Raw genomic sequence first — 25,611 nt, forward strand, 5'->3', positions numbered from 1 at the left:
CGGTTCTGAAAGCGGTTCGCCCCGGCCAATCCTTCAGGCCGGGTAGATCGCACCAAGCACACGGGCGCCGCGGGCGCCCGTGACGCTTTGCAGATTGCCAGGTTCGCCGCGCAGCGCCTGCCGCGCGAGCCAGGCAAAGGCCGCGGCCTCGACCTGCTGCGCCGGCAGGCCCAGCGCGTCGGTGGGCTGCACCGCGTGCTGCGGCAGCCGGCGCTGCAAGCGCTGCAACAGGTCGGAGTTGTACGCGCCGCCACCGCACACGGCGAGCAATTTGCTATTCTCAACATAGCGTAAAGCGCTTTCTGCACAAGCGCTGGCGGTCAATTCTGCCAAGGTGGCCTGCATGTCTTCGGGCGCGGGCGGTGCGTGTTCGGCGAGGTAGGCGTGCAGCCGCTCCTCGAGCCACGCGGCGTTGAACAGGTCACGCCCGGTGCTCTTGGGCGGCGGGGCTTGGAAAAACGGCTCCTGCTGCAGCGTCGCAAGCAATGCGGGCAGCACCTGCCCGCGCGCGGCCCAGGCGCCTTGCGCGTCGTAGGGCTGGCCGGTGTGTTGTTGGCACCAGTGGTCGAGCAGCATGTTGCCGGGGCCACAGTCAAAGCCCAGCACGCTGCCGTCGGCGCGCAGCACGCTCAGATTGGCGATGCCGCCGAGGTTGAGCACGAGCACGGTCTCGCCCGCGCGGCTAAATACCTGCTGGTGGAACGCCGGCACGAGCGGCGCGCCCTGCCCGCCCGCGGCGATGTCGCGGCTGCGAAAGTCTGCCACCACGGTGATGCCGCAAAGCTCGGCGAGCAACGCCGGGTTGCCCAGCTGCAGCGTGTAGCCCGTGCCGTCGAAGGCGAGCGGGCGGTGGCGCACGGTCTGCCCATGCGCGCCGATGGCACGCACGGCCTCGGGGCGTGCACCGCTCGTGGCGAGCAGCGCTTGCACCACCTGCGCATAGCTGCGCGCAATCGCGTTGCCGGCGAGCGCGGCCTGGTGCAATTCGCCCGGCGCAGGCGTGTGCAGGGCGAGCAGCTGTGCTTTCAATTCGGGAGCTAGTGGCGCAGATGCGGCGGCCACTACGGCCCATTTTGGCTTAGAAAAATCGACGAGCACGCCGTCCACGCCGTCGAGCGAGGTGCCCGACATCAGGCCGATATAAAGCTCGGACATGGACGGGCGTCGATGGTGGTGCGTCGGGTGGTGCGAGGCGGCGGTGCGCTGACCGGGGCCGGGCGCTGCACCGCGGCGCGAAGGATCAGTCGGCGCTGGCTTGCTGCACGCGCGCGGCAGCGTCGAGCTCTATGCGCATGTTGCGCGCGAGGCGCTCGAACGCGGGCCGGGCGGCAGCCGCCACCGGCGCAGCGGCGGCGCTTTGCTGCGCCATGATCTGCGGGTCTTGCTGTTTGCCATCGACGCGGAACTCGAAATGCAGGTGCGGCCCCGTGGCCCAGCCCGTCGCGCCCACCGCGCCTATGGTCTGGCCCTGCTCCACGCTCTGGCCCTTGCGCACGTCGATGCGGCTCAGGTGCGCATAGACGGTGACATGCGCCTTGTCGTGCTGTACGAAAACCACGTTGCCGTAGCCGTTTTGCACGCCCGCGAATGCGACCACGCCGTTGCCCACGGTGCGCACGGGCGTTCCCGTAGGTGCAGCAAAGTCGGTGCCCAGGTGCGCGCGCCACTGCTGCAAGATGGGGTGAAAGCGCATCGCAAAACCGCTAGAGACGCGCGAAAACGCCACCGGCGCGGCGAGGAAGGCTTTGCGCAGGCTTTGCCCGTCGAGCGTGTAATAGGCGCCCTTGGCCGCGCCGGGCTCCTGAAACCAGACGGCCTGGTGCGTCTTGCCGTTGTTGTGAAACTCGGCGCTGAGCACGCGGCCGCTGCGCAGCGGCTCGCCGTCGGCCTCGAGCACTTCATAGACCAGCGAGAAGCTGTCACCACGGCGCAGCGCGCGGCGAAAGTCGATGTTGGCGCCGAAGATCTCGGCCAGCTGCACGGCCACGGCGTCGGGGATGCCCGCGGCGTCGGTGGCCGCGAACAGCGAGCTTTGGATGATGCCGCCCCCAAGGCGGGTTTGCGCGACCAGCGGTGCGCTCTCGATGCGCGCGCCAAAGCGCTCGGCCTCACGCTCGACCACCAGGCGCTGGAAGGTATTGCTGTCGTCGGGCGCCCAGCGCACGGTGAGCTTGCGCAGGCGGTGGTCGTCGGTGGTTTCGACCGACACCAGGCGCCCTGTGCGCCCGAGCAGGTGCTGGCGCGCGACGTCACTCGCGCGCAAGAACGCCGCCGCGGCCGGATCGGCCACGCCCAGGCGCTGCAGCAGCGACTCTGCGGTGTCGCTGCTGCGCGTGAGTTCGGAGCGGTAGAGCGAAAAACCCGGCGCCTGGAGCGCGTCGAGCGCCGTGCCGTCGGCCAGCGACTCGACGGGGTAGCTGATCTGGCGCACGGGCAAGTCGGCCGCATCGGGCGCGAAAGCCGCCACGGCAAATGCGCCGCCACCGCCCGTGAGCAGCAAGGCTGCCACGGCGGCGGTGATACGGCGGGGGTGTTTTTGTGCGGTGCGCGACAGTTGCGCAATCAATGCCTTGCTGGCAGTGGTCAAACCATGGATCAAGATCTATCCCCAAACTGCAAGGGCTGCCGGGCCCATACGCTGGCGCCGAGCCAGCGCTGCCAAGGCAGCCGCCCCAAGCGCGCAGACCAAGACTGCGCAAGCAAAACACTGCGGAACCCTTGGGCCGCGCGGCATGCAGGCCCAAAGACTCCCCCGGAAAAGGGCAGGCGGTGCGGCACTAAAATCCGGCGCCACCCCCCAAAGTGGGCCGAAGTATAGCGACGCCCGTTGCGCCGGCATCCCTGAAAACCCTATGAATCCTTCCGCCGTTACAAAATACCCCGTGACCGATGCCGTGCGGCACGCGCTCGAAGTCACCTTGCGCGGTGTCGAAGAGCTGCTGCCACAGGACGCCTGGGTGCAAAAGCTCGCGCGCGCCGAGGCCACGGGCCAACCGCTGCGCATCAAGCTGGGGCTGGACCCGACCGCGCCCGACATCCACATCGGCCATACCGTGGTGCTCAACAAGATGCGCCAATTGCAGGATTTGGGTCACCAGGTGATCTTCCTGATCGGCGACTTCACGAGCCTGATCGGCGACCCATCGGGGCGCAACACCACGCGCCCACCGCTCACGCCCGAGCAGATCAAGGCCAACGCCGAAACCTACTACCGCCAGGCCAGCCTGGTGCTGGACCCCGCGCGCACCGAGATCCGCTACAACAGCGAGTGGAGCGAGCCGCTGGGCGCGCGCGGCATGATCGAGCTCGCGGCCAAATACACGGTGGCGCGCATGATGGAGCGCGACGACTTCCACAAGCGCTTCAGCACCGGCCAGCCCATCAGCGTGCACGAGTTCCTCTACCCGCTGATGCAGGGCTACGACTCGGTCGCGCTCAGGAGCGACCTCGAGCTCGGCGGCACCGACCAGAAGTTCAACCTGCTCATGGGCCGGCACCTGCAGCAGGAATACGGCCAGGAGCCGCAGTGCATCCTCACCATGCCGTTGCTCGAGGGGCTCGATGGCGTCGAGAAGATGTCCAAGAGCAAGAACAATTACATCGGCATCACCGAAGACGCCAACACCATGTTCGCCAAGGTGATGAGCATCTCGGACACGCTGATGTGGCGCTGGTTCACACTGCTGTCGTTCCGCTCGCTCGCCGAGATCGAGCGGCTCCAGCAGGAGGTCGCCGCCGGGCGCAACCCGCGCGACGTCAAGGTGCTGCTGGCCAAGGAAATCACCGCGCGCTTTCATTCGCCACAGGCGGCCGATGCGGCCGAGCAGGACTTCGTGCTGCGCAGCAAGGGCGGCGTGCCCGAGCAGATTCCCGAAGTGCGGCTCACGGGCGCGCCGCTGGGCATAGGTGCGCTGCTCAAGCAGGCGCAGCTCGCGCCCTCGACGAGCGAGGCGAACCGCCTTATCGACGGTGGCGGCGTGCGCGTCGATGGCGGCGTGGTCAGCGACAAGGGCCTCAAGCTGCCCGCGGGCAGCTACGTGGTGCAGGTGGGCAAGCGCAAGTTTGCGCGCGTGACCTTGGCTTGAGCTTTGCCGCTGGAAGGAAAAGTGATGACAGCACTCGACATCGTCGTCATGGCGGCCGGCAAGGGCACGCGCATGAAAAGCCGCATTCCCAAGGTCTTGCAGCGCCTCGCGGGGCGGGCGCTGCTGCTGCACGTGCTGGGCCAGGCGGCGCGGCTCGCGCCGCGGCGCGTGGTCGTGGTGACGGGGCACGGCGCTCCTGAAGTAGAAGCTGCTTGCGCCCGTTCCATGGGCGTTGAGGGCTATTTTGACCATCAATTCGAGCTGCAGTGCGTGCGCCAGGAACCGCAGCTCGGCACCGGGCACGCGGTGCAGCAGGCGGCGCCGCTGCTCGCGGACGACGGCCTCGTGCTCGTGCTCTCGGGGGACGTGCCGCTCACGCAGGCCGACACGCTGCGCGCGCTCGTCGCCGCGGCGCAGGGCGAGCGGCTCGCGCTGCTCACCGTGACGCTGCCCGACCCTACGGGCTACGGCCGCATCGTGCGCGCCGCGGACGGCAGCGTGCAGCGCATCGTCGAGCACAAGGACGCGAGCGCCGCCGAGCGCGCGCTCGATGAGATTTACAGCGGCATCATGGCCGTGCCCGCGCGTCTGCTCAAGGGCTGGCTCGCGCGCCTCAGCAACGACAACGCGCAGCGCGAGTATTACCTCACCGACGTGGTCGCCATGGCCGTGCAGGACGGTGTGCCCGTGGTCGCGCACTGCATCAGCGACGCGCTGCAGGTCGCGGGCGTGAACAGCCCCGCGCAGCTCGCGGCGCTCGAGCGCGCGCACCAGGCGCGCCAGGCGCAAGCGCTGATGGAGCAAGGCGTGCGCCTGGCCGATCCGGCGCGCTTCGACCTGCGCGACGACGCCTACAGCGGCACACCTGCCGAGCTGCGCTGCGCGCAGGACGTGGAGATCGACGTGGGCTGCATCTTCACGGGTCGCGTGGAGCTCGGCGAGGGCGTGCAGATCGGCGCGCACTGCCACATCAGCAACGCGCGCATCGCCGCGGGCGCGGTGATCCACCCCTACACGCACATCGCCGGCGAGCAAGCCGGTGTGGACGTCGGCCCGGGTGCTTTGGTCGGCCCGTTCGCGCGCCTGCGCCCCGGCGCGCAGCTCGGGCCGCAGGTGCACATCGGCAACTTCGTCGAAGTCAAAAACAGCACGCTGGCCGAAGGCGCCAAGGCCAACCACCTCGCCTACCTCGGCGACGCCAGCGTGGGCGCGCGCGTGAACTACGGCGCCGGCAGCATCACCGCGAACTACGACGGCGCGAACAAGCACCGCACCGTGCTCGAAGCCGACGTGCACGTGGGCAGCAACTGCGTGCTCGTCGCGCCCGTGACGGTGGGCGCGGGCGCCACCGTGGGCGGCGGCTCGACCATTGCCAAAGACGTGCCCGCGGGAGCGCTCAGCGTGGCGCGCGGCAGGCAGGTCAACATCCCCGGCTGGCAGCGGCCGGTCAAGCAAGCCAAGGCTTGACCATGCCGGTCCTGCCCTCCGGCGCCAGCGCACCAGACGAGCCGCAGACCGTGGCCGACGGCCTGGGCGCCTTGTCCGACAGCACTGACGTGGCCCAGCTGCGCGCCGCGCTCGCGCAATGCCGGCAGCACAACGCCGCGCTCGCAGCCGCGCAGGAGGAATTCTTGCGCGCCGTCTCGCACGACCTGCGCGCGCCGCTGCGCCACGTCACGGCCTATGGCGAGCTCGTGCGTGAATTGCTCACCGAATTGCGCGGTGACTCCGCAATCCAGCCCGCTATGGTCGAAGGACAAAAGCAGACCGTGCAAGAGGCGCTCGACTTCCTCGCGACCATGGTGCAGTCGGCGCAGCGCATGGGGCGCATGCTCGACGGGCTGCTTGCGCTCTCGCGCGCACAGCGGGCGCCGCTCGCGTGCGCGCCGGTCGCACTGGCGCCGCTGCTCGCCGAGCTGCGTGCTCAGCTTGCGCCCGAAGCCGCCGGGCGCACCGTCGAGTGGCAGATAGCCCCCGACCTGCCCGCGCTGTGGGCCGACGCAGCGCTGCTGCGCGAGGTGCTGCACGAGCTGCTGGGCAATGCGCTCAAGTTCACGCGCGGGCGTGCCGTGGCGCGCATCGCGGTGCGCAGCGCGGGTGCAGACGGCGACTGCTGTGTGCTGCTCGTCGAAGACAACGGCGTGGGCTTCGAGACGGCGCGTGCGGGCGCCTTGTTCGGCGTGTTCCAGCGCCTGCACCGCGAAGAGGACTTCGCTGGTGTGGGCGCGGGCCTCGCGCTGTGCCGCGCCATCGCCGAGCGCCACGGCGCGCGCATCGCCATCACCGCCGTGCCCGACGCGGGCTGCACCGTGCGCCTGAGTTGGCCGCGCGCCAGCACCGGTGCCTCACCAGGCTGACGCTGGCTGCAGGTCCATCGTGCTCACACGGCAGGTGCGAATGCGGTCACGGGCGCGCTCGCCACGCTATTGCGCCCGGTTTTTTTGACTTCGTACAGCGCGGCCTCGGCGGCAGACATCCAGGCGCGCAGGTCGCTGTGGCCATGCTCGGCGCAGGCCACGCCCACACTGCAGGTGAAGTGCACTTCGGGCATGTCGCGCAGTTGCAGTCCTTCCACCTGCGCGCGAATGCGCTGCGCAATCTGCAAGGCATCCGCGAGTTGCATGCCCGGCAGCAGCACGGTGAATTCGTCGCCGCCGTAGCGGCCCGCGCAGTCGGTGGCGCGCACATTTCGTCGCACCACCTGGGCCAGCGCGCGTATGACTTCGTCGCCCACGCTGTGGCCGTGGGTGTCGTTGATGTGCTTGAAGTGGTCTATGTCAAGCATCAGCATGCAGGCCGGTGCGCCATGCGTATGGCAGGCGCGCAGCGCTGCTGTGGCTTGCTCTTCCCAGTGGCCGCGGCCATAAAGACCCGTGAGCGCGTCGATGCGGCGCAGCGCGTCGAGCTCCTGGTTCTGCCGCGTCACCTTGCGGATCAGGCGGTGGCTGCTCATGCTCGACGAGAGCGTGTGCACGATGAGCATGGGCAGGCACGCGAGCATCACGCGCATGGAGCTTTCGGGCGCCCAGTGAAAGCCTGCGAGCAGACCACCCAGGAGCGTTCCGGCGAGCAGCCCCAGCAAAGACATGATCCACAGCCCGCGTATGCCTGAGGCGATGCGGTCCATCATGGCCAGCGTGACCACGAGCACGCTGGGCAGCAGGTTGAAGTGCATCAAAGGCAGCAGCACACCGAAGAAAAAGGTGTCGAGCACCAAATTGAAGATTTCGGTGCGGTAGCGGTTGCTGCTGTATTTGGAGATCAGGTAGGCCAGATGGGGCCACAGATAGCACCCGAACAGGAAAAACCCCCAGGCGGGCCAACTCGCATGGCGCTCCCAGAACACCGTGCCCACCGCGAGACCGCCCAAGCCCAGGCCCAACACGCGCAAGGGATAGACGATGCGAAAAAAATGCTGCTGTGAAGGATGCACGGCGCGACCAGGTGATGGCAGGGAGGGCTGCGGAGCGTGTGACCAGAACCGCTGAAGCGGCAAAGTGTAAGTTTCAGCCAGCGTCAAGCGCAAGATAAATTTGGTTCCGCGCCGCCCTCAATGTGTGACTTGTAAAGAGACGCCGGGCGCAGCCAGGCTGCAGCAGGGCTGCGGACCTTGCCCCTAAAATGCCGCGCGTCAATGGCTGCCGCCCCGGCGGCCTTTGTTTTCCCTTCATCACCGGGGCCATGTCGAGGAAAACCATGTGCAAAAACCTCATGCGCCGGCGCGCGTTCGGCCTGGGCCTGGGCGCATTCGCGGGCGCCACCTTGCTTCCCGCCGCTTTCTCCCAGACCCGCACCACGGCAGCGTCCGCGGCCGTGCCCATGCCCGTCGCTGCCGCACCGCTCAAGGTCGGTTTCGTCTATGTCTCTCCGGTCACGGACGCGGGCTGGACGCACCAGCACGACCTGGGCCGCAAGGCCGTGGAGGCGGCGCTGGGCGCGCGCGTGCAGACCCGTTACGTCGAAAACGTGCCCGAGGGCGCGGACGCCGAGCGCGTGCTGCGCGAGCTCGCCGCGTCGGGCCATCAGCTCATCTTCACGACCAGCTTCGGCTACATGGAGCCCGTGCTGCGTGTGGCGCGCGACTTCCCGCAGGTCAAGTTCGAGGCCATCACCGGCTACAAGACCGCGCCCAACGTGGCCACGGCGAACGCGCGCTACTACGAGGGGCGCTACCTCGCGGGCATCGCCGCGGCGCGGCTTGCCGCGGGCGGTGTGGCCGGCTACGTGGCGGGCTTTCCCATCCCCGAAGTGCTGCAGGGGTTGAACGCCTTCACGCTGGGCATGCGTTCGGTCAACCCAGCGGCGCGCATCAAGCTCTTGTGGCTGGACGCCTGGTTCGATCCGCCGCGCGAGCGCGACGCCGCGATGACGCTGATGAACCAGGGTGCCGAAGTGCTCGCGTTCCACACGGGCTCGAGCGCGGTGATGGCCGCGGCGCAGGAGCGCGGCAGGCTCGCGATCGCCTACCACAGCGACATGCGCAGCGTGGCGCCCGACGCGCAGCTGCTGGCCGTGGTGCACGAATGGGGCGGCTACTACACCGAGCGCGTGCGCGCCGTGCTCGAAGGGCGCTGGCAAAGCGGCAATTTCTGGGGCGGCGTGCGCGCGGGCATGGTGCGCGTGGGCGCCTTCGGGCCCAAAATGCCGCGCGCCGTGCAGGCCGAGCTGCTGGCGGCGCAGCAGGCCATCGCCGACGGGCGCCTGCGGCCTTTCGCTGCGGGCCGCCAAGCGGTGCGCGACAACCAGGGCCGGGTGGTGATCCGCGCGGGCCAGGCGCTCGGTGACGCGCAGATTTTGCAGATGAACTGGCTCGTCGAAGGCGTGCAGGGAACCTTGCAGCGCTAAGTATTGGTAGTGAAAATGCCTTTTACGCTGATGTAGAAACCACTTGCAGCTATCTAATAAGTAGTATCTTGCCGTCGGCGTAGCGCCGCGTACAAGCCTAGGAGCCTGTCGGACTTTGGGCGTCGAAAGCGAGAATGCGCCCCAGCGAGGCCAGTTTTTGCCGAATTCGCCGCCCCATAGCGGGACTATGGGGCAAGAAGACGGTAAAAAATGGGCCGCTGCGGCGCATTCGCAGCCGACGATTCCAAAGTCCGACAGGCTCCTAGCTGGCAAACAAGTTGCTACGCTTGCGGGCATGACGATGAAAGCCTACCGCGGTGCCTTGCTGTATTTCACCGGGCCTGGGCAAGCCCATTACGAATCCGACGGGCTGCTCGTCGTCGGCCCCGGCAAGCCCGATGCTGCCGATACCGCTGGCGCCACCGCGGCCTTGAATTGCCCGCGCGTGCTCGCCGTGGGCAGCTACGGCGCGCTTGCGCCGCGCTTCGCGCAACTGCCGAGCACGCACTTTGCAGGCCGCATCCTCGCGCCTGGCTTCGTGGACATGCACATCCACTACCCGCAGACCGACGTGATCGGAGCGCCTGCCGAAGACCTGCTCGACTGGCTCGAGCGCTACACCTTCCCGCACGAGGCGCGCTTTGCCGATCCTGCGCACTGCGCTGCGGTGGCCGAATTCTTCCTCGACGAACTGCTGCGCCACGGCGTGACCACGGCGCTCACCTTTGCCACTTCGCACCCGGCCTCGGTCGATGCGTTGTTCGCCGCGGCGCAGCGGCGGCGCATGCGCCTCATCACCGGCAAGGTGCTGCAAGACAGGCATTCGCCCGAAGGCGTGCGCGACGACACCGTGCAAAGCCTGCGCGACACCGAGGCGCTGATCGGGCGCTGGCACGGCGTCGATCGGCTCGGCTACGCGATCACGCCGCGCTTTGCCCCCACGAGCACGCCCGCGCAACTGCGCGGCGCGGGCGAACTAGCGGCGCGCTACCCGAGCACCTGGATCCAGTCGCACGTGGCGGAAAACGCGAACGAAGTGCGCTGGGCGCGCGAGCTGTTCCCCGCCGCGCGCAGCTACCTCGCGGTCTATGACGACTTCGGCCTGATGCGCGAGCGCGCCGTGTATGCGCACTGCATCCACCTCGATGCCGCCGACCGCGCGCTGCTGCGCCAGCGCCACACGGCCGCCGCCGTGTGCCCGAGCAGCAACCTGTTTCTCGGCAGCGGCTTTTTCGACTACGCCGCCGCCGCGCGCGCGGGTTTTAGCTATGGTTTGGCGAGCGACGTGGGCGGCGGCACAGGCTTCAGCCCTTTTCACACCATGCTCGCGGCCTACTACGTGGCGCGCGAGGGCCAGACCAAGCAGGGCCTGGGCCTCACGCCGCAGCAGCTGTGGTGGCAACACACGGCAGGCGCTGCGCAGGCATTGGGATTGGCGGGCGTGGTCGGCAACCTGCAGCCGGGCTGCGAGGCCGACTTCCTCGTCCTCAACCCCGCCGCCACCCCGCTGCTCGCACGCAAGACGGCGCAGGCCGGCAGTCTGGACGAATTGCTGTTCGCGCTGATCGTGCTGGGGGATGACCGTGTCGTGGAGCGCTGTTTGGTGGCAGGGCAGGGGTGATTCCCTCCCGGACGATCAGGCCGGCCTCAAAGCGATCCGCTCCGGCGCATTCATAGATAGCCGACGACTCCAAAGTCCGACGGGCGTCTGAATCAGAGGCTCAGTGGGTGGTCGGCGCGCTGCGCCCCACGGGCTGCAGCGGCCAGGTCAGCGCGAGCCACAGCGCCGTGAGCGCGGCGGTCGCGGCGAACAGGCCCGGCGCGCCGGCCCAGCGCACCAAGGCCCCGCCCAGCGCTCCGCCGGCGAACAGGCCCAGCGACTGCAGGGTGTTGTAGCTGCCCAGCGCCGCGCCGCGCAGCTGCGGCGGCGCCATGCGCGAGACCAGGCTGGGTTGCGTGGCCTCGAGCGCGTTGAAGCCGCAAAAGAACACGAACAGCAGCGGCGCGAGCAGCCACAGCGTGGCGTGCCAGCCGCTCGCCGCGAGCAGCCCCAGCGCCACTTGCACAAGCAACACGCAGCCAATCGCGCCGAGCAGCGCCGCGCGCAGCCGCCCGCGCCGCTCGAGCGCGAACAGCCCGCCCATCGCAAGGAAGGACAGCACCACGGCGGGCAGATAGACCTCCCAGTGCTCGGCTTTGGGCAGGCCGGCCTGCACCAGCATCGCGGGCACGGCCATCCACATGCACAGCTGCACCGTGTGCAGCGCGAACACGCCGACATTCAGGCGCAGCAGGTCGGGGTGTGTCCAAACGTCGGCCAGGCGCCCCTGCGCTGCGGTGGCCTGCGCATGCTGCGCGGGCTCGGGTGGCACCCACCACAGCACCACGGCCACGCCCGCGAGCGCGAGCGCGCAAGTCAGGCCGAACAGGCCCGCAAGGCCTATGCGCGCAGCCAGCGCCGGCGCCGCCACGAGCGCAATGGCAAACATCAGGCCGATGCTGCCGCCCACGAGCGCCATGGCCTTGGTGCGCACGCCGTCGCGCGTCTGGTCGGCCAGCAGCGCCGTGACGGCGGCTGACACTGCGCCCGCGCCCTGCAGCGCGCGGCCCGCGAGCACGCCCGTGAGCGTGTGCGCAAGCGCCGCGATCAAGCTGCCCGCGGCAAACACCAGCAGCCCCGCGACGATCACGCGCTTGCGCCCCCAGCGGTCCGAGGCCATGCCCAGCGGCAGCTGAAACACCGCCTGCGTGAGCCCGTACATGCCCATGGCCAGGCCCACCAGCGCGGGGTCGTCGCCGCCGGGGTACTTGCGTGCCTCGAGCGCGAATACCGGCAGCACGAGGAACAGGCCCAGCATGCGCAGCGCAAAGATCAGCGCGAGCGACACGCTCGAGCGCCGCTCGAGCGCCGTCATGGTGGTGTCGGGGATTTTCGGCCGTGCCGCAGCGGGCGCAGAGCGGGAACGGGAAATGGTGGGCGAGGACACGATGGGTTCTGGCATGCAAAAAACGGACCGCGAAAAAGCGCAAAAAACAGGGCGCAGGGTGGGCACAGCAGCAGCGGCAAATCAGGCCGCAAACGCGCGCCCGGATTGTGCGCCTTTCGCCGTCAGTGTGTGCCCGCGGCCGGAAGTTCCGCGGCACGTGTCTAGGAGCCTGTCGGACTTTGGGCGTCGATAGCGAGAATGTGCCCCAGCGAGAGCAGTTTTTGCCGGATTCGCAGCCCCATAGCGGGACTATGGGGCAAGAAGACGGTAAAAAATGGGCCGCTGCGGCGCATTCGCAGCCGATGATTCCAAAGTCCGACAGGCTCCTAGGGCCCAGCAAATGCCAGAACGCCTCACTATCATGGGAGGTTTTCCCTGAGCAAGCCCTCGTGTCCCACCCTACCGCCGATTCCGCCGACCGTGGCCTTGCCGCGCCAGGCACACCTTCTGGCGCGGCGCCTGCGCAGGCATCCATACGCATCCGCGGCGCGCGCACGCACAACCTCAAAAACATCAGCCTCGACATTCCGCGCCACCAGCTCGTGGTGATCACGGGGCTGTCGGGCTCTGGCAAGTCGAGCCTGGCTTTCGACACGCTCTACGCCGAGGGCCAGCGCCGCTACGTTGAGAGCCTTTCGACCTACGCGCGGCAGTTCCTCGGGCGGCTCGACAAGCCCGATGTCGATGGCATCGAGGGTCTGTCGCCCGCGATCAGCATCGAGCAAAAAGCCAGCAGCCACAACCCGCGCTCCACCGTGGGCACGGTGACCGAGGTGCACGACTACCTGCGCCTGCTCTGGGCGCGCGCCGGCACGCCCTACTGCCCCGAGCACGGCCTGCCGCTCGCGGCGCAGACCGTGAGCCAGATGGTCGATGCCGTGCTCGCGCTGCCCGCCGACACGCGCATCCTGGTGCTCGCGCCCGTGGCGCGCGGCAAGAAGGGCGAATTCGCCGAGCTGTTCACGCAGATGCAGGCGCGCGGCTACGTGCGCTTTCGCGTCGATGGCCAGGTCTATGCCTACGAGGATCTGCCCGCGCTGCGCAAGACCGAGAAGCACGACGTTGATGTGGTCATAGACCGGATCAAGGTGCGTGCCGACGCGCAGCAGCGCCTGGCCGAGAGCCTGGAGGCCGCGCTGCGCCTGCTCGTCGAACTGGGCAGCGAGGGGCGTGGGCGCGTGCTGGTACTCGAACTGGACGGCGGCAGGGAACACTGGTTCAGCAGCCAGTTTGCGTGCCCGGTGTGCAGCTACAGCGTGCCGCCGCTCGAGCCGCGGCTGTTTTCGTTCAACGCGCCGCAGGGTGCCTGCCCGGTGTGCGACGGGCTGGGCCACTGCGAGGTGTTCGACCCCGCGCGCGTGGTTGCGTTTCCGGAGCTGAGCCTCGCGGGCGGCGCGATCAAGGGCTGGGACCGGCGCAACGCCTATTACTTCAGCCTGCTCGAAAGCCTGGCGCGGCATTACGGCTTCGACCTCGAAGCGCCGTTCGCATCACTGCCGCCCAAGGTGCAGCAGGTGATCTTGTACGGCTCGGGCACCGAGGCCATCCCTTTCAGCTATCCGCTCGATAGCGGTCAAGGCAAGACTGGCGGCGCGCGCATGGTGGTCAAGGAGCACCCGTTCGAAGGGATTTTGCCGAACATGGCGCGGCGCTACCGCGAGACCGATTCTGCCGTGGTGCGCGAGGAACTCGCGCGCTACCGCAGCACCCAGCCCTGCCCCGAATGCCAGGGCGCGCGCCTGCGCCGCGAGGCGCGCCACGTGAAGGTGGGCGAGGGCGCGCAGGCACGCACCCTCCACGAGATCAGCCGCGCCACGCTGGGCGAGGCGCACGCCTGGTTCGCGCAGCTCAAGCTCAGCGGCGCCAGGGCCGACATCGCCGCGCCCGTGGTGCGCGAGATCGCCACGCGGCTGCAATTCCTGAACGGCGTAGGGCTCGACTATCTGAGCCTGGAGCGCAGCGCCGAGACACTCTCGGGCGGCGAGGCGCAGCGCATCCGCCTGGCGAGCCAGATCGGCTCGGGCCTCACGGGCGTGATGTACGTGCTCGACGAGCCCAGCATAGGCCTGCACCAGCGCGACAACGACCGCCTGATCGCCACCCTGCAGCGCCTGCGCGACCTGGGCAACAGCGTGATCGTGGTCGAGCACGACGAGGACATGATGCGCGCGGCCGATCACCTGATCGACATGGGGCCGGGCGCGGGCGTGCACGGCGGGCGCGTGATGGCGCAGGGCAGCGTGGCCGAGCTGTGCGCGCACCCCGAATCACTCACCGGCCGCTACCTTGCGGGCGTGCTGCGCATCCCCGTGCCCGCGCGGCGCACGCCCTGGCTGCCGGTGCGCGCCGCGGCGCCGCACGAGGGCGACAAGCACGGCAAAGGGCGCGGGCGGCGCCCCCAAAGCACCGCGGGCGACGGTGCCCACGCAGGCGCCGCGGCGGCGCAACAGACGCCGGGCGCGCAGGGCCTGCAGACGGGGCAAGGCGCCGAAATTCCGGGCGCGGCCAGCGCGGCCAGCGCGGACATGTCCGCCGGCCTGCAGGCGCTGCGCATCGTCGGCGCCACGGGCAACAATCTGCAGGACGTGACGGTGGACTTTCCCGTGGGCCTGTTCACCTGCGTCACGGGCGTGTCGGGCTCGGGCAAGAGCACGCTGGTCAACGACACGCTCCACAAAGCCGTGGCGCGCCAGCTCTACCGCGCGCATGACGAGCCCGCGCCGCACCGCGGCATGCAGGGCCTCGAATACTTCGACAAGGTCATCAACGTCGATCAGTCGCCCATAGGGCGCACGCCGCGCAGCAACCCGGCCACCTACACGGGCCTGTTCACGCCGATCCGCGAACTGCTCGCCGAAGTGCCCGCGGCGCGCGAGCGCGGCTGGGGGCCGGGGCGCTTTTCCTTCAACGTGCCGGGCGGGCGCTGCGAGGCCTGCGAGGGCGACGGCGTGGTCAAGGTGGAGATGCACTTCCTGCCCGACGTCTATGTGCCCTGCGAGCTCTGCCACGGCCAGCGCTACAACCGCGAGACGCTCGAGGTGCAGTGGAAGGGGCGCAACATCGCGCAGATTCTCGACCTCACGGTGGAAGACGCGCTGGGCTTTTTCAAAGACCAGCCGGCGATCGCGCGCAAGCTGCAGACCTTGCACGACGTGGGCCTGTCGTACCTGCGCCTGGGCCAGGCCGCGACCACGCTCTCGGGCGGCGAGGCGCAGCGCGTCAAGCTCGCGCAGGAGCTCTCGCGCCGCGACACCGGGCGCACGCTCTACATCCTCGACGAGCCCACCACGGGCCTGCACTTTGCCGACGTCGCGCTTTTGCTCGAGGTGCTGCAGCAGCTGCGCGACGCGGGCAACACCATCGTCGTGATCGAGCACAACCTCGACGTCATCAAGACCGCCGACTGGATCATCGACATGGGCCCCGAAGGCGGCGCGGGCGGCGGCCGCGTGGTGGCGGTGGGCACGCCCGAGGCCGTCGCGGCGAATCCGGCGAGCCACACCGGGCGCTACCTGCAAAAATACCTATAAAAAAAGGCATTTGTGCAGGTGCAGCAAGCACAAGCAGCTATTTATTGTGAAGCATCTGCACGCGCCGCGTTGAGTGCGTCGCGCGTGTGCAGGGCCGCGGCGCGCGCGGCTGCGGCGAAGTCCTCCTTGGCCGAGGCGTAGAGGATGGCGCGCGATGAGTTCACGATGATCGGCCCCTCGGCGCGCAGCCCGGCGCGCACCGTGGCCGCGGCGTCGCCGCCCTGTGCGCCCACGCCGGGGATCAGCAGCGGCAGCGTGGGCGCGAGCGCGCGCACGCGCTCGATCTCGGCCGGGTAGGTCGCGCCCACCACGAGGCCGAGCTGGCCGTTGCGGTTCCACGGCCCTTGCGCCAGGCGCGCTATGTGCTCGTACAGCAGCGGCGCGCCGGGCACGCTCGCGAGGCGCTGGTTTTGCAGGTCGTCGCCGCCGGGGTTGGACGTGCGGCAGAGCAAAAAAGCGCCTTTGCCGGGGTAGTCGAGGTAGGGCGCGACCGAGTCGAAGCCCATGAAGGGCGAGAGCGTGACGGCGTCGGCGCCGTAGCGCTCGAACGCCTCTTTGGCGTACTGCTCGGCGGTGGCGCCGATGTCGCCGCGCTTGGCGTCCAGGATCACCGGCACCTGCGGCGCATGGCAGCGGATGTGCTGCAGCAGGCGTTCGAGCTGCTCTTCCGCGCCGTGCGCGGCAAAGTAGGCAATCTGGGGCTTGAACGCGCACACCAGGTCGGCGGTGCTGTCCACGATGGCGGCGCAAAAATCGTACATCTTGCGCACGTCGCCGCGCCAGGCGCCCGGAAAGCGCTCGGGGTCGGGGTCCAGCCCCACGCAGAGCATGGAGTCGTTTTGCGCCGTGGCCGTACGCAGCAGCTCGAGAAAGTCCATGGCGTGCCTCTTTGCAGTGACTTCAGGGTTACGCAGGTACGAGCCCCTCGGCCGCGCGTTTTTCGAGGATTTCGAATGCCGGCAGCGTCTTGCCCTCGAGCACCTCGAGAAACGCGCCGCCGCCCGTGGAGATGTAGCCGATCTGCTTTTCGATGCCGTATTTGGCGATCGCGGCCAGCGTGTCACCGCCGCCGGCGATGCTGAACGCGGGCGAGGCGGCAATCGCCTGGGCGATGGTGCGCGTGCCATTCTCGAACGCCGGGAACTCGAACACGCCCACGGGGCCGTTCCACACGATGGTGCCCGCGGCCTTGAGCTGCGCGGCCAGGCGCGCTGCGGTCTCGGGGCCGATGTCGAGGATCAGGTCGTCGGCTTCGACGGCCGTGGCCGGCTTCACGCTGGCCGGCGCGTCGGCGGCAAAGACCTTGGCCGTGACCACGTCGGTCGGGATCGGCACCTCGGCGCCGCGCGCGCGCATGGCCGCCAGCACGGCCTTGGCCTCGCCTACGAGGTCGGGCTCGGCCAGGCTCTTGCCTATGGGCAGGCCCGCGGCGAGCATGAAGGTGTTGGCGATGCCGCCGCCCACGATGAGCTGGTCCACCTTCTGCGCCAGGCTTTGCAGGATGGTGAGCTTGGTCGAAACCTTGGAGCCCGCGACGATGGCCACGAGCGGGCGCTTGGGCTGGGCGAGCGCGCGCGTGATGGCGTCGATCTCGGCCGCAAGCAGCGGCCCCGCGCAGGCGATGGGCGCGTACTGCGCGATGCCGTAGGTGGTGGCCTCGGCGCGGTGCGCGGTGCCGAAGGCGTCGTTCACGTAGATGTCGCACAGCGCCGCGAGCTTGCGTGCGAGCGCGGGGTCGTTTTTCTTCTCGCCGACGTTCAGGCGGCAGTTTTCGAGCAGCACGACCTCACCGGGCGCGACCTGCACGCCATCGACCCAGTCGCGCCGCAGCGCCACCTTGCGCCCGAGTAGTTCGGAAAGGCGCTCGGCCACGGGCGCGAGCGAGTCTTCGGGCTTGAACTGGCCCTCGGTCGGTCGGCCCAGGTGGCTCGTGACCATCACGGCCGCGCCCGCGTCGAGCGCGAGCTGGATGCAGGGCACGGAGGCGCGGATGCGCGTGTCCTCGGTGATGCGGCCGGCGTCGTCCTGCGGCACGTTGAGGTCACTGCGGATGAAGACGCGCTTGCCGCGCACGAGTCCCTGTGCGCACAGGTCGGAAAAGCGAAGAATGTTCATGAGAAAAGGGGCTTGCGGAAGGTGGACAGCGGCTGATTCTAGGAGCATGTGCCGCTTTGTCCACTTTACGCTGTCACCACCCCAGGCCGATGTGCAGCGGCAGATACACCAGCATGCCCACGACGATGGTGCCCAGGATGCCGCGGCGCCAGAAGTAGTAGCCGCCCGCGCACAGCAGCGCGGGCAGGCGTGCGTCGCGCAGTGTGGCGATGAGGTGGCCGTTGCTCATGAAAAGCTCGGGCGCGATCACCGCCGTGAGCGCCGCGAGCGGTGCGTACTTGAGGCCGCGTTTGAACCATTCTGGCAGCGGCATCTCGCGCTGCGAGAGCATGAAAAAGGAGCGCGTCACCACGGTGATCGCGGTCAGGCCCAGCACGGCCAGCAGGTATTCGCCCCAGCCCATGTTCATGGCGTGCGCTCCGTGGGCTGGGCGTTGGTGGACGCGGCGGGTGCGCCTTGGGCGGGCGGTGCAGCGGTCCGCGACGTGCTCGCGCCCGTCACCACGCTCGAACCCGCCGCGCGCAGCGCCACGGCAGGCTTGCGCAGGCGCCGCTCAGCCGCCTCGGCCAGCAGCCCGGCCGCGACGGCGGCAGCGATGGCGACCAGGATGTTGAGCTTGAGCGGCAGCGTAAACGCCGCGATCGCCGCCGCGGCAGAAACCACGGTCGCGATCCATGCCGGGCGATCGACCAGCATGGACAGCAGCACGCCCAGCAGCGCCAGCACGCCGGCAAAACCCAGCCCCCACGACAGCGGGATGGCGTTGGCGAGCACGATGCCCGCGATCGATGGCACCTGCCAAGCCAGCCAGTTGAGCAGCGACGCGCCCCAGAAATATGCGAGCTGCCCTGGCGCGGGGCGCGGCTCGGGGTAGCGCTGCATGAAAAAAACGAAGATCGCGTCGCCGCTGAAGTAGCCTATGGTCAGCCGCTGCAGCAAAGGGCGGTGCACGAAATAACTACGCCAGAGGTTGCTGAAGATGACGAAGCGCAGGTTCACGCAGGTCGCCGTGAGCCAGACCACCCACAGCGGCGCGCCCGTGGCCAGCAGCGGCAGCACCGCGAGCTGCGCGCTGCCCGCATAGACGAACAGCGACATCACGATGGCCATGGACACCGGCATGCCACTCTTGACCATGGCCACACCCGTGACCAGCCCCCAGGCGCTGATGCCCAGCGCGGTGGCGAGCATGTCCTTGGCGGCGAGGCGAAACTCGGGCTCGCGCGCAAGGGCGCGCAGCGACTGCGGGGTGCGCACCCCGTCGCCGTGCGCGTGCTCGCGTCCGCTGCTCATGCGCTTGCGCTCATGCCACTGTGGACGCAGTGCCGAGCACCTGTCCGGGCTGCAGCGCAAAGCCGCGCAAGAACTCGGCCGCCGCCAGGCGCTTGCCGCCCGTGCGCTGCAGCAGCGTGAGGCGCAGCGCATCCGTGCCGCAGGCCACCGTGATGCCCGCGTCGTCTATAGACAAAATCTGGCCGCAAGGCACATCTGACGGGCGCTGGTAGCTCATGATTTCAGAGCTCCAGAGCTTGAGCACGGTGCCGCCAAGCGTGGTGCTTGCGCCTGGGAAGGGGTCGAAGGCGCGGATACGACGCTCGATGACCGCTGCGGGCTGCGCCCAGTCGATCAGGCTCTCGGCCTTGTCGATCTTGGGTGCGTAGCACCCCCCTTGTTCAGGCTGCGGCCGGGGCTGCAGCTGCCCTGCTTCAGCCAACTGCAGCGCCTGCACGATCAGGCGCGCGCCGAGCGCGGCAAGCCGATCGTGCAGCGTGCCCGTGGTGTCGTGCGCCAGGATGGGCGTGGCCTCGGTGAGCAGCATGGGGCCGGTGTCCAGGCCCGCGTCCATTTGCATGATGGTCACGCCGGTCTCGGCGTCGCCCGCCTCGATGGCGCGGTGTATGGGCGCGGCGCCGCGCCAGCGCGGCAGCAGGCTCGCGTGGATGTTCAGGCACCCGAGCCGCGGCAGATCGAGCACCCATTGCGGCAGGATCAGGCCGTAGGCTGCCACCACCATCGCGTCGGGCCGGGCGTCCTGCAGCGCAGCACGCGCGGCTTCGGCGTCTTGCGGGTATTTGCCGTCCAGACGCAGGCTGCGCGGCTGCGCCACAGGGATGTCATGGGCTTGCGCCAACTGCTTGACCGCCGAGGCCTGCAGCTGCATGCCGCGCCCCGCGGGCCGGTCGGGCTGCGTGAGCACCAGCGGCACGCGAAAACCCGCTGCCAGCAGCTGCGCCAGCGCCACACTTGCGAATTCGGGGGTGCCGGCAAAGACGATGTTCATGCGCGGTGCTTTGGGGCGGTCAGAAGTCGTGCTCTCTGCCGCCCGAGAATTCGTCGGCAAACATCACCCGGCGCACCACGCCCGCGCGGTCTATGTGGACGTAGGCGAAGCGGCGCGTGCCCAGGTCGTCGATGAAGTGGTACGTCCAGATGTCGCCGTCGAAGCGCGCGACCTGCTCGAGCCGGATCGGCGGGCCGAAGCTGGCCTCGACGTCGCGCGCGCTCCATTGGTTGACGGGGATGGATTCAAAGCGCTGCTGCGTGAGCACCTGCGTGGTGCGCACGAGGCGCCCGCTCGCGTCGAAGTCGAGGTGGAACACCTGGTAGCCCGCGGGCAAGGTCGAATACAGCAGGCGCTGACCGCCGTCGGGCAGGCTCTGCGTGCTGCGCGGCGCGCCCAGGCGCGCGAGCACGTCTTCGCGCAGCGCGCCGGGCTTTTCCCAGTCGGGCGAGGCGCAGGCGGCGAGCAGCAGCAGCGCCAGGCTGGCCGCGGCGCGGCGCAGCGCCGGCCCGCCAGAATGTGCCATCGAGCAGGATTTCATGCGCGGGCCTCCTCGCGCTGCTGTTTGAGCAGCTTGGTCTTGATGCGGTTGCGCTTGAGTGGCGAGAGGTATTCGACGAACACCTTGCCCAGCAGGTGGTCGAGCTCGTGCTGTATGCACACGGCCAGCAGCCCCTCGGCCTCGATGACTTGCTCCTGCCCCTGCGCGTCGAGCGCGCGCACGCGCACCGCGCGCGCTCGCGCCACGCCGTCGTAAATGCCGGGCACCGAGAGGCAGCCTTCCTCGCCCTCTTGCCTTTCCTCGCTGGCCCAGAGGATCTCGGGGTTGATCAGCGCCATGGGCTGGTTGCGCTCCTGCGACACGTCGATCACCACCACGCGCTCATGCACGTCGATCTGCGTCGCCGCAAGGCCTATGCCCTTGGCGTCATACATGGTCTCGAGCATGTCGGCAACCAGCGCCTGGACGCGCGCATCCACGCTCGCCACCGGGCGCGCGACGGTGCGCAGGCGGGGGTCTGGGTAGCAAAGAATCGGAAGGACGGCCATGGCTCTGGGCAGGGAAAATAAATAGCAAAAGCGGCGCGGCGGGCGGTGCCTGTGCGCGAAAAATGTCGCTATTTTCGCTACTTTCAAGCGCTCTTGCGGCGCCCAGGCGCAATAATCATTGCCCCGGCGAGGGCTTGCACAGAGAATTCCGGGTGATCTTCATCGAACAAAGGAATCCCATGATGGTGGCATCGATGCGCATGCAATGTGCTGGCTGGGGGAGGGCCGCGGTGCTTGCCGCGGCAACGGGCGTCGCCTTGGCGGCCGCCTTGTATGCGCCCAAGGCGCAGGCGCAGAAATACCCCGTCACCAGCGGTCAGCGCGCCACGGCGCAGCAGGTGGCGCAGCGCGGCGTGCCCCTGTCTGAGCTGGCGCCCAACGCGCCCGACAAATACGTGGTCAAGCGCGGCGACACCTTGTGGCATATCTCGGGCATGTACCTCCAGCGGCCCTGGCGCTGGCCCGAGCTCTGGGGCATGAATCTGCAATCCATCCGCAACCCGCACCTGATTTATCCGGGCCAGACGCTGTACCTGCTCAAGGATGGCGGCTATGCGCGCCTCGCCACCAGCCCCGCGGGCGAGCCAGAAACCGTGCGCGTGACGCCGCGCGTGCGCACCGACAGCCTTGCCGACTCGGCCCTGCCCACGCTGGACCCGAAAGTGATAGAGCCCTTCCTCGAAGAGCCCTTGATCGTCGATGAAGAGGCGCTGGCAAACGCCCCGCACATCGTCGCCACCACCGAGGATCGTGTGCTCATGGCCGAGGGCCAGCGTATCTATGCGCGCGGCCCGGCCGATGCGCCCATGCAGCTCGGGCCCGACAAACCGCGCTATTTCCGCATCTACCGTGACGCCAAAGCGCTCAAAGACCCGGAAACCGGCGAAATTCTGGGCTACGAGGCGCATTACCTCGGCAAGGCCGAGTTGCTGCGCAGTGAAACCCCGGGCTCGGCCGGCACCGAGCAGGCGCCTGCCGCCGACCCCATCCCCGCCACCCTGCAGCTTGGGCTGACGAAAGAAGAGGTGCGCGCCGGCGACCGCCTGCTGCCCGCGCCGCCGCGCGAATTCCTCAACTTCATCCCGCGCGCACCGCAGCTGCCTGTGGATGCGCGGGTGGTGTCGGTCTATGGCAGCGCCGCGCTCGCCAATGCCGCGCAAAGCCAGGTGATTTCGCTCAACCGTGGCACACGCGACGGCATGGAAGCCGGCCAGGTGCTAGCCATCCTGAGCAAGGGCGCGCGCATCGTGGACAAGGCCGACCCCGACCGGCCCATGGTGCAACTGCCCAGCGAGCGCAACGGTCTGGCCGTGGTGTTTCGCACCTTCGAGCGCGTGTCCTACGCGCTCATTGTCGAAATCCACACGCCCGTGCGCATGGGCGACAAGCTGACCAATCCGCAATAAAGCGGTGTCCACCGCCAGCACCCCAGACATCGCCAGCCACCCTGCGTCGGCATGGAGCGCGAAGAACTCGCCGCCTGGCTGCGCCTGAGCGTGACGCCGGGCGTGGGGCGCACTGCGGCGCGCAAGTTGCTTGCGGCCTTCGGCCTGCCGCAGGCGGTGTTCGCACAATCGGTGCAGATGCTCGAGCGCTGCGTGAGCCCGGCGCAGGCGCGCGCGCTGCACACCCTGCCCGAAGGCTTCGAGGACTTGTGCGCACGCACCTGGGCCTGGCTGCACGCAGAGGACGCTGGGCCAGCACAAGGGCCGGCGCATGCGCTGCTGAGCCTGGCCGACGCGGCATATCCGCGCGCGCTGCTCGACACCGAGGACCCGCCGCTGCTGCTGTATGCGCTCGGGCCTGCCGAAGTGCTGCAGGGCGACCCGTTCGCCCAGGGCCGCTGCCTGGCCATGGTGGGCAGCCGCAACCCCACGGCGCAAGGCACCGAAAACGCGCGCCAATTCGCCCGCGCGCTGCACGCGGCGGGCCTGTGCATCGTCTCGGGCCTGGCGCTGGGCATAGACGCGGCGGCGCACGAGGGTGCCTTGGAGAGCGCCGCAGCAGAGGCGCCAGCGCGTGCATGGCCCGCCACGATCGCCGTCGTCGGCACGGGGCTGGACCGCGTCTATCCGCGCCGCAACCTCGAGCTGGCCCGGCGCATCGCAGCGCAGGGCCTGATCGTGAGCGAATACCCGCTGGGCACGCCCCCGCTCGCGCCCAACTTTCCGCAGCGCAACCGCATCATCGCGGGCTTGTCGCGGGGCACATTGGTCGTCGAGGCCGCGCCGGCCTCGGGCTCGCTCATCACGGCGCGGCTCGCGGCCGAGCAGGGGCGCGAGGTGTTCGCGATCCCCGGCTCCATCCACGCACCGCAGTCGCGCGGCTGTCATGCGCTCATACGCCAGGGCGCCAAGCTCGTCGAAAGTGCGCAGGACGTGCTCGAGGAGCTGCGTCTGCCCGCCCCCGCGGCGGCGCCAGCCCAGGAGCAGCGGGCCCCCGATGCGCCCGCGCCTGCCGAGACGCCCGAAAGCCCCTTGCTGCAGGCGCTGGGTTTCGACCCCATAGGCTTGGATGCGCTGCTTGCGCGCACCGGCCTCGATGCGGCCACGCTGCAGGTGCAATTGCTCGAGCTCGAACTCGCGGGCAGCGTGGCGCGCCTGCCCGGCGGGCTGTTTCAGCGCACAGGGCGCGCCTGAAAAGCTGAGAGTCTTTCGTCCATGGCCGCCTTGCACACCCAAACACCCCCGCGCGTCGTTGCAAATGCGCGCCATAGCCCGAGCTATGGCTGCGCTTTGCGCCGCTATCGGTGGCGTTTTGATGCGCCTTTCGGCCGCGGCCAAAAAACTCTCAGCCTCTGAGCAGGCACGGACGGTGCCGGCCGGGAGTTCACAAGGGGGCCATCCGGCTTTGTTGGACAATGCGGGGCTTTCCGCCGACGGCCACCGGTGGTGTTTTCCTCGGCAAAACGACTTTTCCTCACCGCAAACACACCATGAGTGCATTTCACGAAGAGCGCGTGCTCAGCGTCCACCACTGGACCGACCGATTGTTCAGCTTTACCACCACGCGCGATCCGGCGCTGCGGTTTTCCAACGGCCACTTCACGATGATCGGCCTGCTCGTCGAGGGCAAGCCGCTGCTGCGCGCCTACAGCATCGTGAGCCCGAATTACGAAGAGCATCTGGAGTTTTTGAGCATCAAGGTGCCCGACGGCCCGCTGACCTCGCGCCTGCAGCACATCCAGGTGGGCGACAGCATCATCGTGGGCAAAAAGCCCACGGGCACGCTGCTCATAGACTACCTGCTGCCGGCCAGGCGCCTGTACCTGTTCTCTACGGGCACGGGGCTGGCGCCGTTCATGAGCATCATCCGCGACCCGGCCACCTACGAAAAGTTTGCCGAGGTGGTGCTCGTGCACGGCGTGCGTCTGGTGTCCGAGCTGGCCTACCACGAGTACCTCACGCAGGAGCTGCCGCAGCATGAAATCCTCGGGGAGATGGTGCGTGCGCAGCTGCGCTACTACCCCACAGTGACGCGCGAGCCCTTTGTAAACCAGGGCCGTATCAACGACCTGATCGACAGCGGCAAGCTGTTTGCCGACCTCGGCGTGCCGCCGCTGGACCCGCAGGTGGACCGCGCCATGCTCTGCGGCAGCCCGGCCATGCTGGCCTCGCTCAAAACCATTCTCGAAGCGCGGGGCTTCAAGGAAGGCAGCACCACGACGCCCGGCGACTTCGTGGTCGAGCGCGCCTTCGTGGACAAGTGACACGCCGCGCGGCGCATGGCAGCCCCTACGCGCTCGCGGTTCCCCAGTCCGAAGGGCTCCTACTGCGGGTACTGCGGCGCCGGCGCGGGCTCGTTGCCGACGAGGCGAAAGCCCCGGCCTTCGAGCACCACGGGCGCGCCTACGGGTACGGACTGGGCGCGCTGGAAGTAGCGCACCGAGCCGTCGTCCATGCGCACGTGCACTTCATAGACCGTCTCGGTGCGGCTGCGTTTTTCTATGGTGTTGCCCAGGTAGCCGCCCCCTACGGCGCCGGCCACGGTGGCGAGCGCGCGCCCCGTGCCGCCGCCCACCTGGTTGCCCAGCACCCCGCCGAGCACGCCGCCCGCCACGGCACCGACGCCGCTGGTAGGTGCAGACTTCTGGATGGCCCGCACCGACTCGACGCGGCCGCAGACCGCGCACACGGGCGCGACAGGGGGCACGGGCTGTGGCGCCTGCGCCACCGGCTGGGGCGCCGCAGCCGGTGCAGTGGTGGTGGCGGTAGTGCCTGCACGCGGCGCGACCGCATGCGGGCGCGCGGGCCGTGCCGGCGCGGGCGCATGGAGCGGCGCGTTGGTCGCCGCCGGCGCGGCACCTGCGGCAGTTTGTGCTGCTATCGTTCCAGGAGCTTGCTGCGCCGGTTGATTCTGCGTCTGGGGCGCTTTTTCTTCTATGACTTCGGATTCCGGCGTGCGCGCCGCGACCTCGGCTTGCTGCTCTTGTTCTTGTGAGGCGGCCTTGTGCTGCTGTGCGATCAGCGTGCCGCCCAGCGCAAGCACGGCCAGCGTGAGCGCACCTACCGCACCCCACAGCCATTTGAGGGTCGATGATGGGGCCGGCGCAGCAGGCTGCTGCGCATCGGCCGTGGAAGAAAACGTGTTCATGGGCTTTTCTCCTCTCGCATGAAACAAGACCAACTGGGGTTTGGAGTCAAGCTTAACGATTACAAGGGGCGCAGGTTTGGCCTGTTTGTAAATGCAGTGACAAATACGGACAAAGTAGGCTGGGT

Annotated in this window: 21 protein-coding genes; 9 read left to right on the top strand and 12 right to left on the bottom strand. The window is 68.8% G+C overall.

Going from position 1 to position 25,611, the window contains the following annotated elements; all coding sequences use genetic code 11:
* Positions 1-33: 33 nt before the first annotated feature.
* Both FK527_RS02775 and FK527_RS02780 read right to left on the bottom strand, forming a co-directional pair.
* On the bottom strand, positions 34-1,155 hold the full coding sequence (locus FK527_RS02775) for an anhydro-N-acetylmuramic acid kinase (protein ID WP_144729500.1): 1,122 nt from the start codon (positions 1,153-1,155) through the stop codon (positions 34-36).
* 85 nt (positions 1,156-1,240) lie between these two features.
* A complete protein-coding gene (locus FK527_RS02780) occupies positions 1,241-2,599 on the bottom strand; it encodes a M23 family metallopeptidase (protein WP_144729502.1) in 1,359 nt (452 codons plus the stop codon).
* Between the two features lie 253 nt (positions 2,600-2,852).
* Between FK527_RS02780 and tyrS the strand changes: the two genes are divergently transcribed.
* The 3 genes from tyrS to FK527_RS02795 are packed head-to-tail and all read left to right on the top strand — an operon-like array spanning position 2,853 to position 6,442.
* Positions 2,853-4,085 (top strand): tyrosine--tRNA ligase, encoded by a 1,233-nt coding sequence (gene tyrS, locus FK527_RS02785; RefSeq protein ID WP_144729504.1) that lies wholly within the window; start codon positions 2,853-2,855, stop codon positions 4,083-4,085.
* A 24-nt stretch (positions 4,086-4,109) separates the two neighbouring features.
* Positions 4,110-5,552, top strand: a complete 1,443-nt coding sequence (gene glmU / locus FK527_RS02790) for a bifunctional UDP-N-acetylglucosamine diphosphorylase/glucosamine-1-phosphate N-acetyltransferase GlmU (RefSeq protein WP_144729506.1) — start codon at positions 4,110-4,112, stop codon at positions 5,550-5,552.
* A 2-nt stretch (positions 5,553-5,554) separates the two neighbouring features.
* Positions 5,555-6,442, top strand: coding sequence for a sensor histidine kinase (locus FK527_RS02795; protein ID WP_144729508.1), 888 nt, complete (start codon positions 5,555-5,557; stop codon positions 6,440-6,442).
* 23 nt (positions 6,443-6,465) lie between these two features.
* Here FK527_RS02795 and FK527_RS02800 read toward each other — a convergent pair whose 3' ends face one another.
* Positions 6,466-7,518 carry a sensor domain-containing diguanylate cyclase gene (locus tag FK527_RS02800; protein WP_144729510.1) on the bottom strand — a complete coding sequence of 351 codons (1,053 nt, stop codon included), beginning with the start codon at positions 7,516-7,518 and terminating at the stop codon, positions 6,466-6,468.
* A gap of 278 nt (positions 7,519-7,796) precedes the next feature.
* On the opposite strand from FK527_RS02800, the gene FK527_RS02805 reads away from it, so the two are divergent.
* Both FK527_RS02805 and guaD read left to right on the top strand, forming a co-directional pair.
* The gene (locus tag FK527_RS02805) at positions 7,797-8,930 is read left to right on the top strand and encodes a BMP family ABC transporter substrate-binding protein (RefSeq protein WP_144729989.1); all 1,134 of its coding nucleotides are present in this window, start codon (positions 7,797-7,799) and stop codon (positions 8,928-8,930) included.
* Positions 8,931-9,231: 301 nt separating this feature from the next.
* On the top strand, positions 9,232-10,551 hold the full coding sequence (gene guaD / locus FK527_RS02810) for a guanine deaminase (protein WP_144729992.1): 1,320 nt from the start codon (positions 9,232-9,234) through the stop codon (positions 10,549-10,551).
* A 100-nt stretch (positions 10,552-10,651) separates the two neighbouring features.
* Here guaD and FK527_RS02815 read toward each other — a convergent pair whose 3' ends face one another.
* Positions 10,652-11,845: an MFS transporter gene (locus FK527_RS02815; protein ID WP_144729995.1), complete on the bottom strand. Its 1,194-nt coding sequence runs from the start codon at positions 11,843-11,845 to the stop codon at positions 10,652-10,654.
* Between the two features lie 545 nt (positions 11,846-12,390).
* On the opposite strand from FK527_RS02815, the gene uvrA reads away from it, so the two are divergent.
* Positions 12,391-15,447 carry an excinuclease ABC subunit UvrA gene (uvrA, locus tag FK527_RS02820; RefSeq protein ID WP_246072655.1) on the top strand — a complete coding sequence of 1,019 codons (3,057 nt, stop codon included), beginning with the start codon at positions 12,391-12,393 and terminating at the stop codon, positions 15,445-15,447.
* A 41-nt stretch (positions 15,448-15,488) separates the two neighbouring features.
* Here the strand turns inward: uvrA and pyrF are convergent, their stop codons facing one another.
* The 7 genes from pyrF to def all read right to left on the bottom strand — a co-directional run bounded on the left by pyrF (position 15,489) and on the right by def (position 20,893).
* Positions 15,489-16,325 (bottom strand): orotidine-5'-phosphate decarboxylase, encoded by an 837-nt coding sequence (gene pyrF, locus FK527_RS02825; protein WP_144729512.1) that lies wholly within the window; start codon positions 16,323-16,325, stop codon positions 15,489-15,491.
* Between the two features lie 28 nt (positions 16,326-16,353).
* Entirely contained in the window at positions 16,354-17,562 is a 1,209-nt protein-coding gene (locus FK527_RS02830) for a phosphoglycerate kinase (protein WP_144729514.1), read from the bottom strand.
* 73 nt (positions 17,563-17,635) lie between these two features.
* Positions 17,636-17,971, bottom strand: a complete 336-nt coding sequence (locus tag FK527_RS02835; protein WP_144729517.1) for an AzlD domain-containing protein — start codon at positions 17,969-17,971, stop codon at positions 17,636-17,638.
* The gene (locus FK527_RS02840) at positions 17,968-18,855 is read right to left on the bottom strand and encodes an AzlC family ABC transporter permease (protein WP_144729519.1); all 888 of its coding nucleotides are present in this window, start codon (positions 18,853-18,855) and stop codon (positions 17,968-17,970) included. The genes FK527_RS02835 and FK527_RS02840 overlap by 4 nt, the downstream gene beginning before the upstream one ends.
* Positions 18,856-18,865: 10 nt before the next feature.
* Positions 18,866-19,843 (bottom strand): methionyl-tRNA formyltransferase, encoded by a 978-nt coding sequence (gene fmt, locus FK527_RS02845; RefSeq protein WP_144729521.1) that lies wholly within the window; start codon positions 19,841-19,843, stop codon positions 18,866-18,868.
* Between the two features lie 19 nt (positions 19,844-19,862).
* Entirely contained in the window at positions 19,863-20,384 is a 522-nt protein-coding gene (locus FK527_RS02850; RefSeq protein WP_246072647.1) for a hypothetical protein, read from the bottom strand.
* Positions 20,381-20,893: a peptide deformylase gene (gene def, locus FK527_RS02855; RefSeq protein ID WP_144729523.1), complete on the bottom strand. Its 513-nt coding sequence runs from the start codon at positions 20,891-20,893 to the stop codon at positions 20,381-20,383. The genes FK527_RS02850 and def overlap by 4 nt, the downstream gene beginning before the upstream one ends.
* A 179-nt stretch (positions 20,894-21,072) precedes the next feature.
* On the opposite strand from def, the gene FK527_RS02860 reads away from it, so the two are divergent.
* The 3 genes from FK527_RS02860 to FK527_RS02870 all read left to right on the top strand — a co-directional run bounded on the left by FK527_RS02860 (position 21,073) and on the right by FK527_RS02870 (position 24,602).
* Positions 21,073-22,299 (top strand): LysM peptidoglycan-binding domain-containing protein, encoded by a 1,227-nt coding sequence (locus tag FK527_RS02860; protein WP_144729525.1) that lies wholly within the window; start codon positions 21,073-21,075, stop codon positions 22,297-22,299.
* Between the two features lie 51 nt (positions 22,300-22,350).
* Entirely contained in the window at positions 22,351-23,532 is a 1,182-nt protein-coding gene (gene dprA / locus FK527_RS02865; RefSeq protein ID WP_144729527.1) for a DNA-processing protein DprA, read from the top strand.
* 296 nt (positions 23,533-23,828) lie between these two features.
* Positions 23,829-24,602, top strand: a complete 774-nt coding sequence (locus tag FK527_RS02870; RefSeq protein WP_144729529.1) for a ferredoxin--NADP reductase — start codon at positions 23,829-23,831, stop codon at positions 24,600-24,602.
* Between the two features lie 59 nt (positions 24,603-24,661).
* On the opposite strand, the gene FK527_RS17680 is transcribed toward FK527_RS02870, so the two are convergent.
* Positions 24,662-25,486 (bottom strand): glycine zipper 2TM domain-containing protein, encoded by an 825-nt coding sequence (locus FK527_RS17680; RefSeq protein ID WP_144729531.1) that lies wholly within the window; start codon positions 25,484-25,486, stop codon positions 24,662-24,664.
* Between the last annotated feature and the right edge of the window lie 125 nt (positions 25,487-25,611).

Origin of the sequence: Extensimonas perlucida (genome assembly GCF_007655255.1) — a bacterium.
GTDB lineage: Bacteria > Pseudomonadota > Gammaproteobacteria > Burkholderiales > Burkholderiaceae_C > Extensimonas > Extensimonas perlucida.

What these genes read in the sequence shown, in the direction of transcription:
- FK527_RS17680 (WP_144729531.1), bottom strand. Translation starts at nt 25,486, where the DNA reads ATGAACACGTTTTCTTCCACGGCCGATGCGCAGCAGCCTGCTGCGCCG.
- FK527_RS02850 (WP_246072647.1), bottom strand. Translation starts at nt 20,384, where the DNA reads ATGAAATCCTGCTCGATGGCACATTCTGGCGGGCCGGCGCTGCGCCGC.
- FK527_RS02860 (WP_144729525.1), top strand. Translation starts at nt 21,073, where the DNA reads ATGATGGTGGCATCGATGCGCATGCAATGTGCTGGCTGGGGGAGGGCC.
- tyrS (WP_144729504.1), top strand. Translation starts at nt 2,853, where the DNA reads ATGAATCCTTCCGCCGTTACAAAATACCCCGTGACCGATGCCGTGCGG.
- FK527_RS02870 (WP_144729529.1), top strand. Translation starts at nt 23,829, where the DNA reads ATGAGTGCATTTCACGAAGAGCGCGTGCTCAGCGTCCACCACTGGACC.
- FK527_RS02795 (WP_144729508.1), top strand. Translation starts at nt 5,555, where the DNA reads ATGCCGGTCCTGCCCTCCGGCGCCAGCGCACCAGACGAGCCGCAGACC.
- FK527_RS02835 (WP_144729517.1), bottom strand. Translation starts at nt 17,971, where the DNA reads ATGAACATGGGCTGGGGCGAATACCTGCTGGCCGTGCTGGGCCTGACC.
- glmU (WP_144729506.1), top strand. Translation starts at nt 4,110, where the DNA reads ATGACAGCACTCGACATCGTCGTCATGGCGGCCGGCAAGGGCACGCGC.
- FK527_RS02815 (WP_144729995.1), bottom strand. Translation starts at nt 11,845, where the DNA reads ATGACGGCGCTCGAGCGGCGCTCGAGCGTGTCGCTCGCGCTGATCTTT.
- fmt (WP_144729521.1), bottom strand. Translation starts at nt 19,843, where the DNA reads ATGAACATCGTCTTTGCCGGCACCCCCGAATTCGCAAGTGTGGCGCTG.
- pyrF (WP_144729512.1), bottom strand. Translation starts at nt 16,325, where the DNA reads ATGGACTTTCTCGAGCTGCTGCGTACGGCCACGGCGCAAAACGACTCC.
- def (WP_144729523.1), bottom strand. Translation starts at nt 20,893, where the DNA reads ATGGCCGTCCTTCCGATTCTTTGCTACCCAGACCCCCGCCTGCGCACC.
- FK527_RS02830 (WP_144729514.1), bottom strand. Translation starts at nt 17,562, where the DNA reads ATGAACATTCTTCGCTTTTCCGACCTGTGCGCACAGGGACTCGTGCGC.
- dprA (WP_144729527.1), top strand. Translation starts at nt 22,351, where the DNA reads ATGGAGCGCGAAGAACTCGCCGCCTGGCTGCGCCTGAGCGTGACGCCG.
- FK527_RS02775 (WP_144729500.1), bottom strand. Translation starts at nt 1,155, where the DNA reads ATGTCCGAGCTTTATATCGGCCTGATGTCGGGCACCTCGCTCGACGGC.
- guaD (WP_144729992.1), top strand. Translation starts at nt 9,232, where the DNA reads ATGAAAGCCTACCGCGGTGCCTTGCTGTATTTCACCGGGCCTGGGCAA.
- FK527_RS02840 (WP_144729519.1), bottom strand. Translation starts at nt 18,855, where the DNA reads ATGAGCAGCGGACGCGAGCACGCGCACGGCGACGGGGTGCGCACCCCG.
- FK527_RS02805 (WP_144729989.1), top strand. Translation starts at nt 7,797, where the DNA reads ATGCGCCGGCGCGCGTTCGGCCTGGGCCTGGGCGCATTCGCGGGCGCC.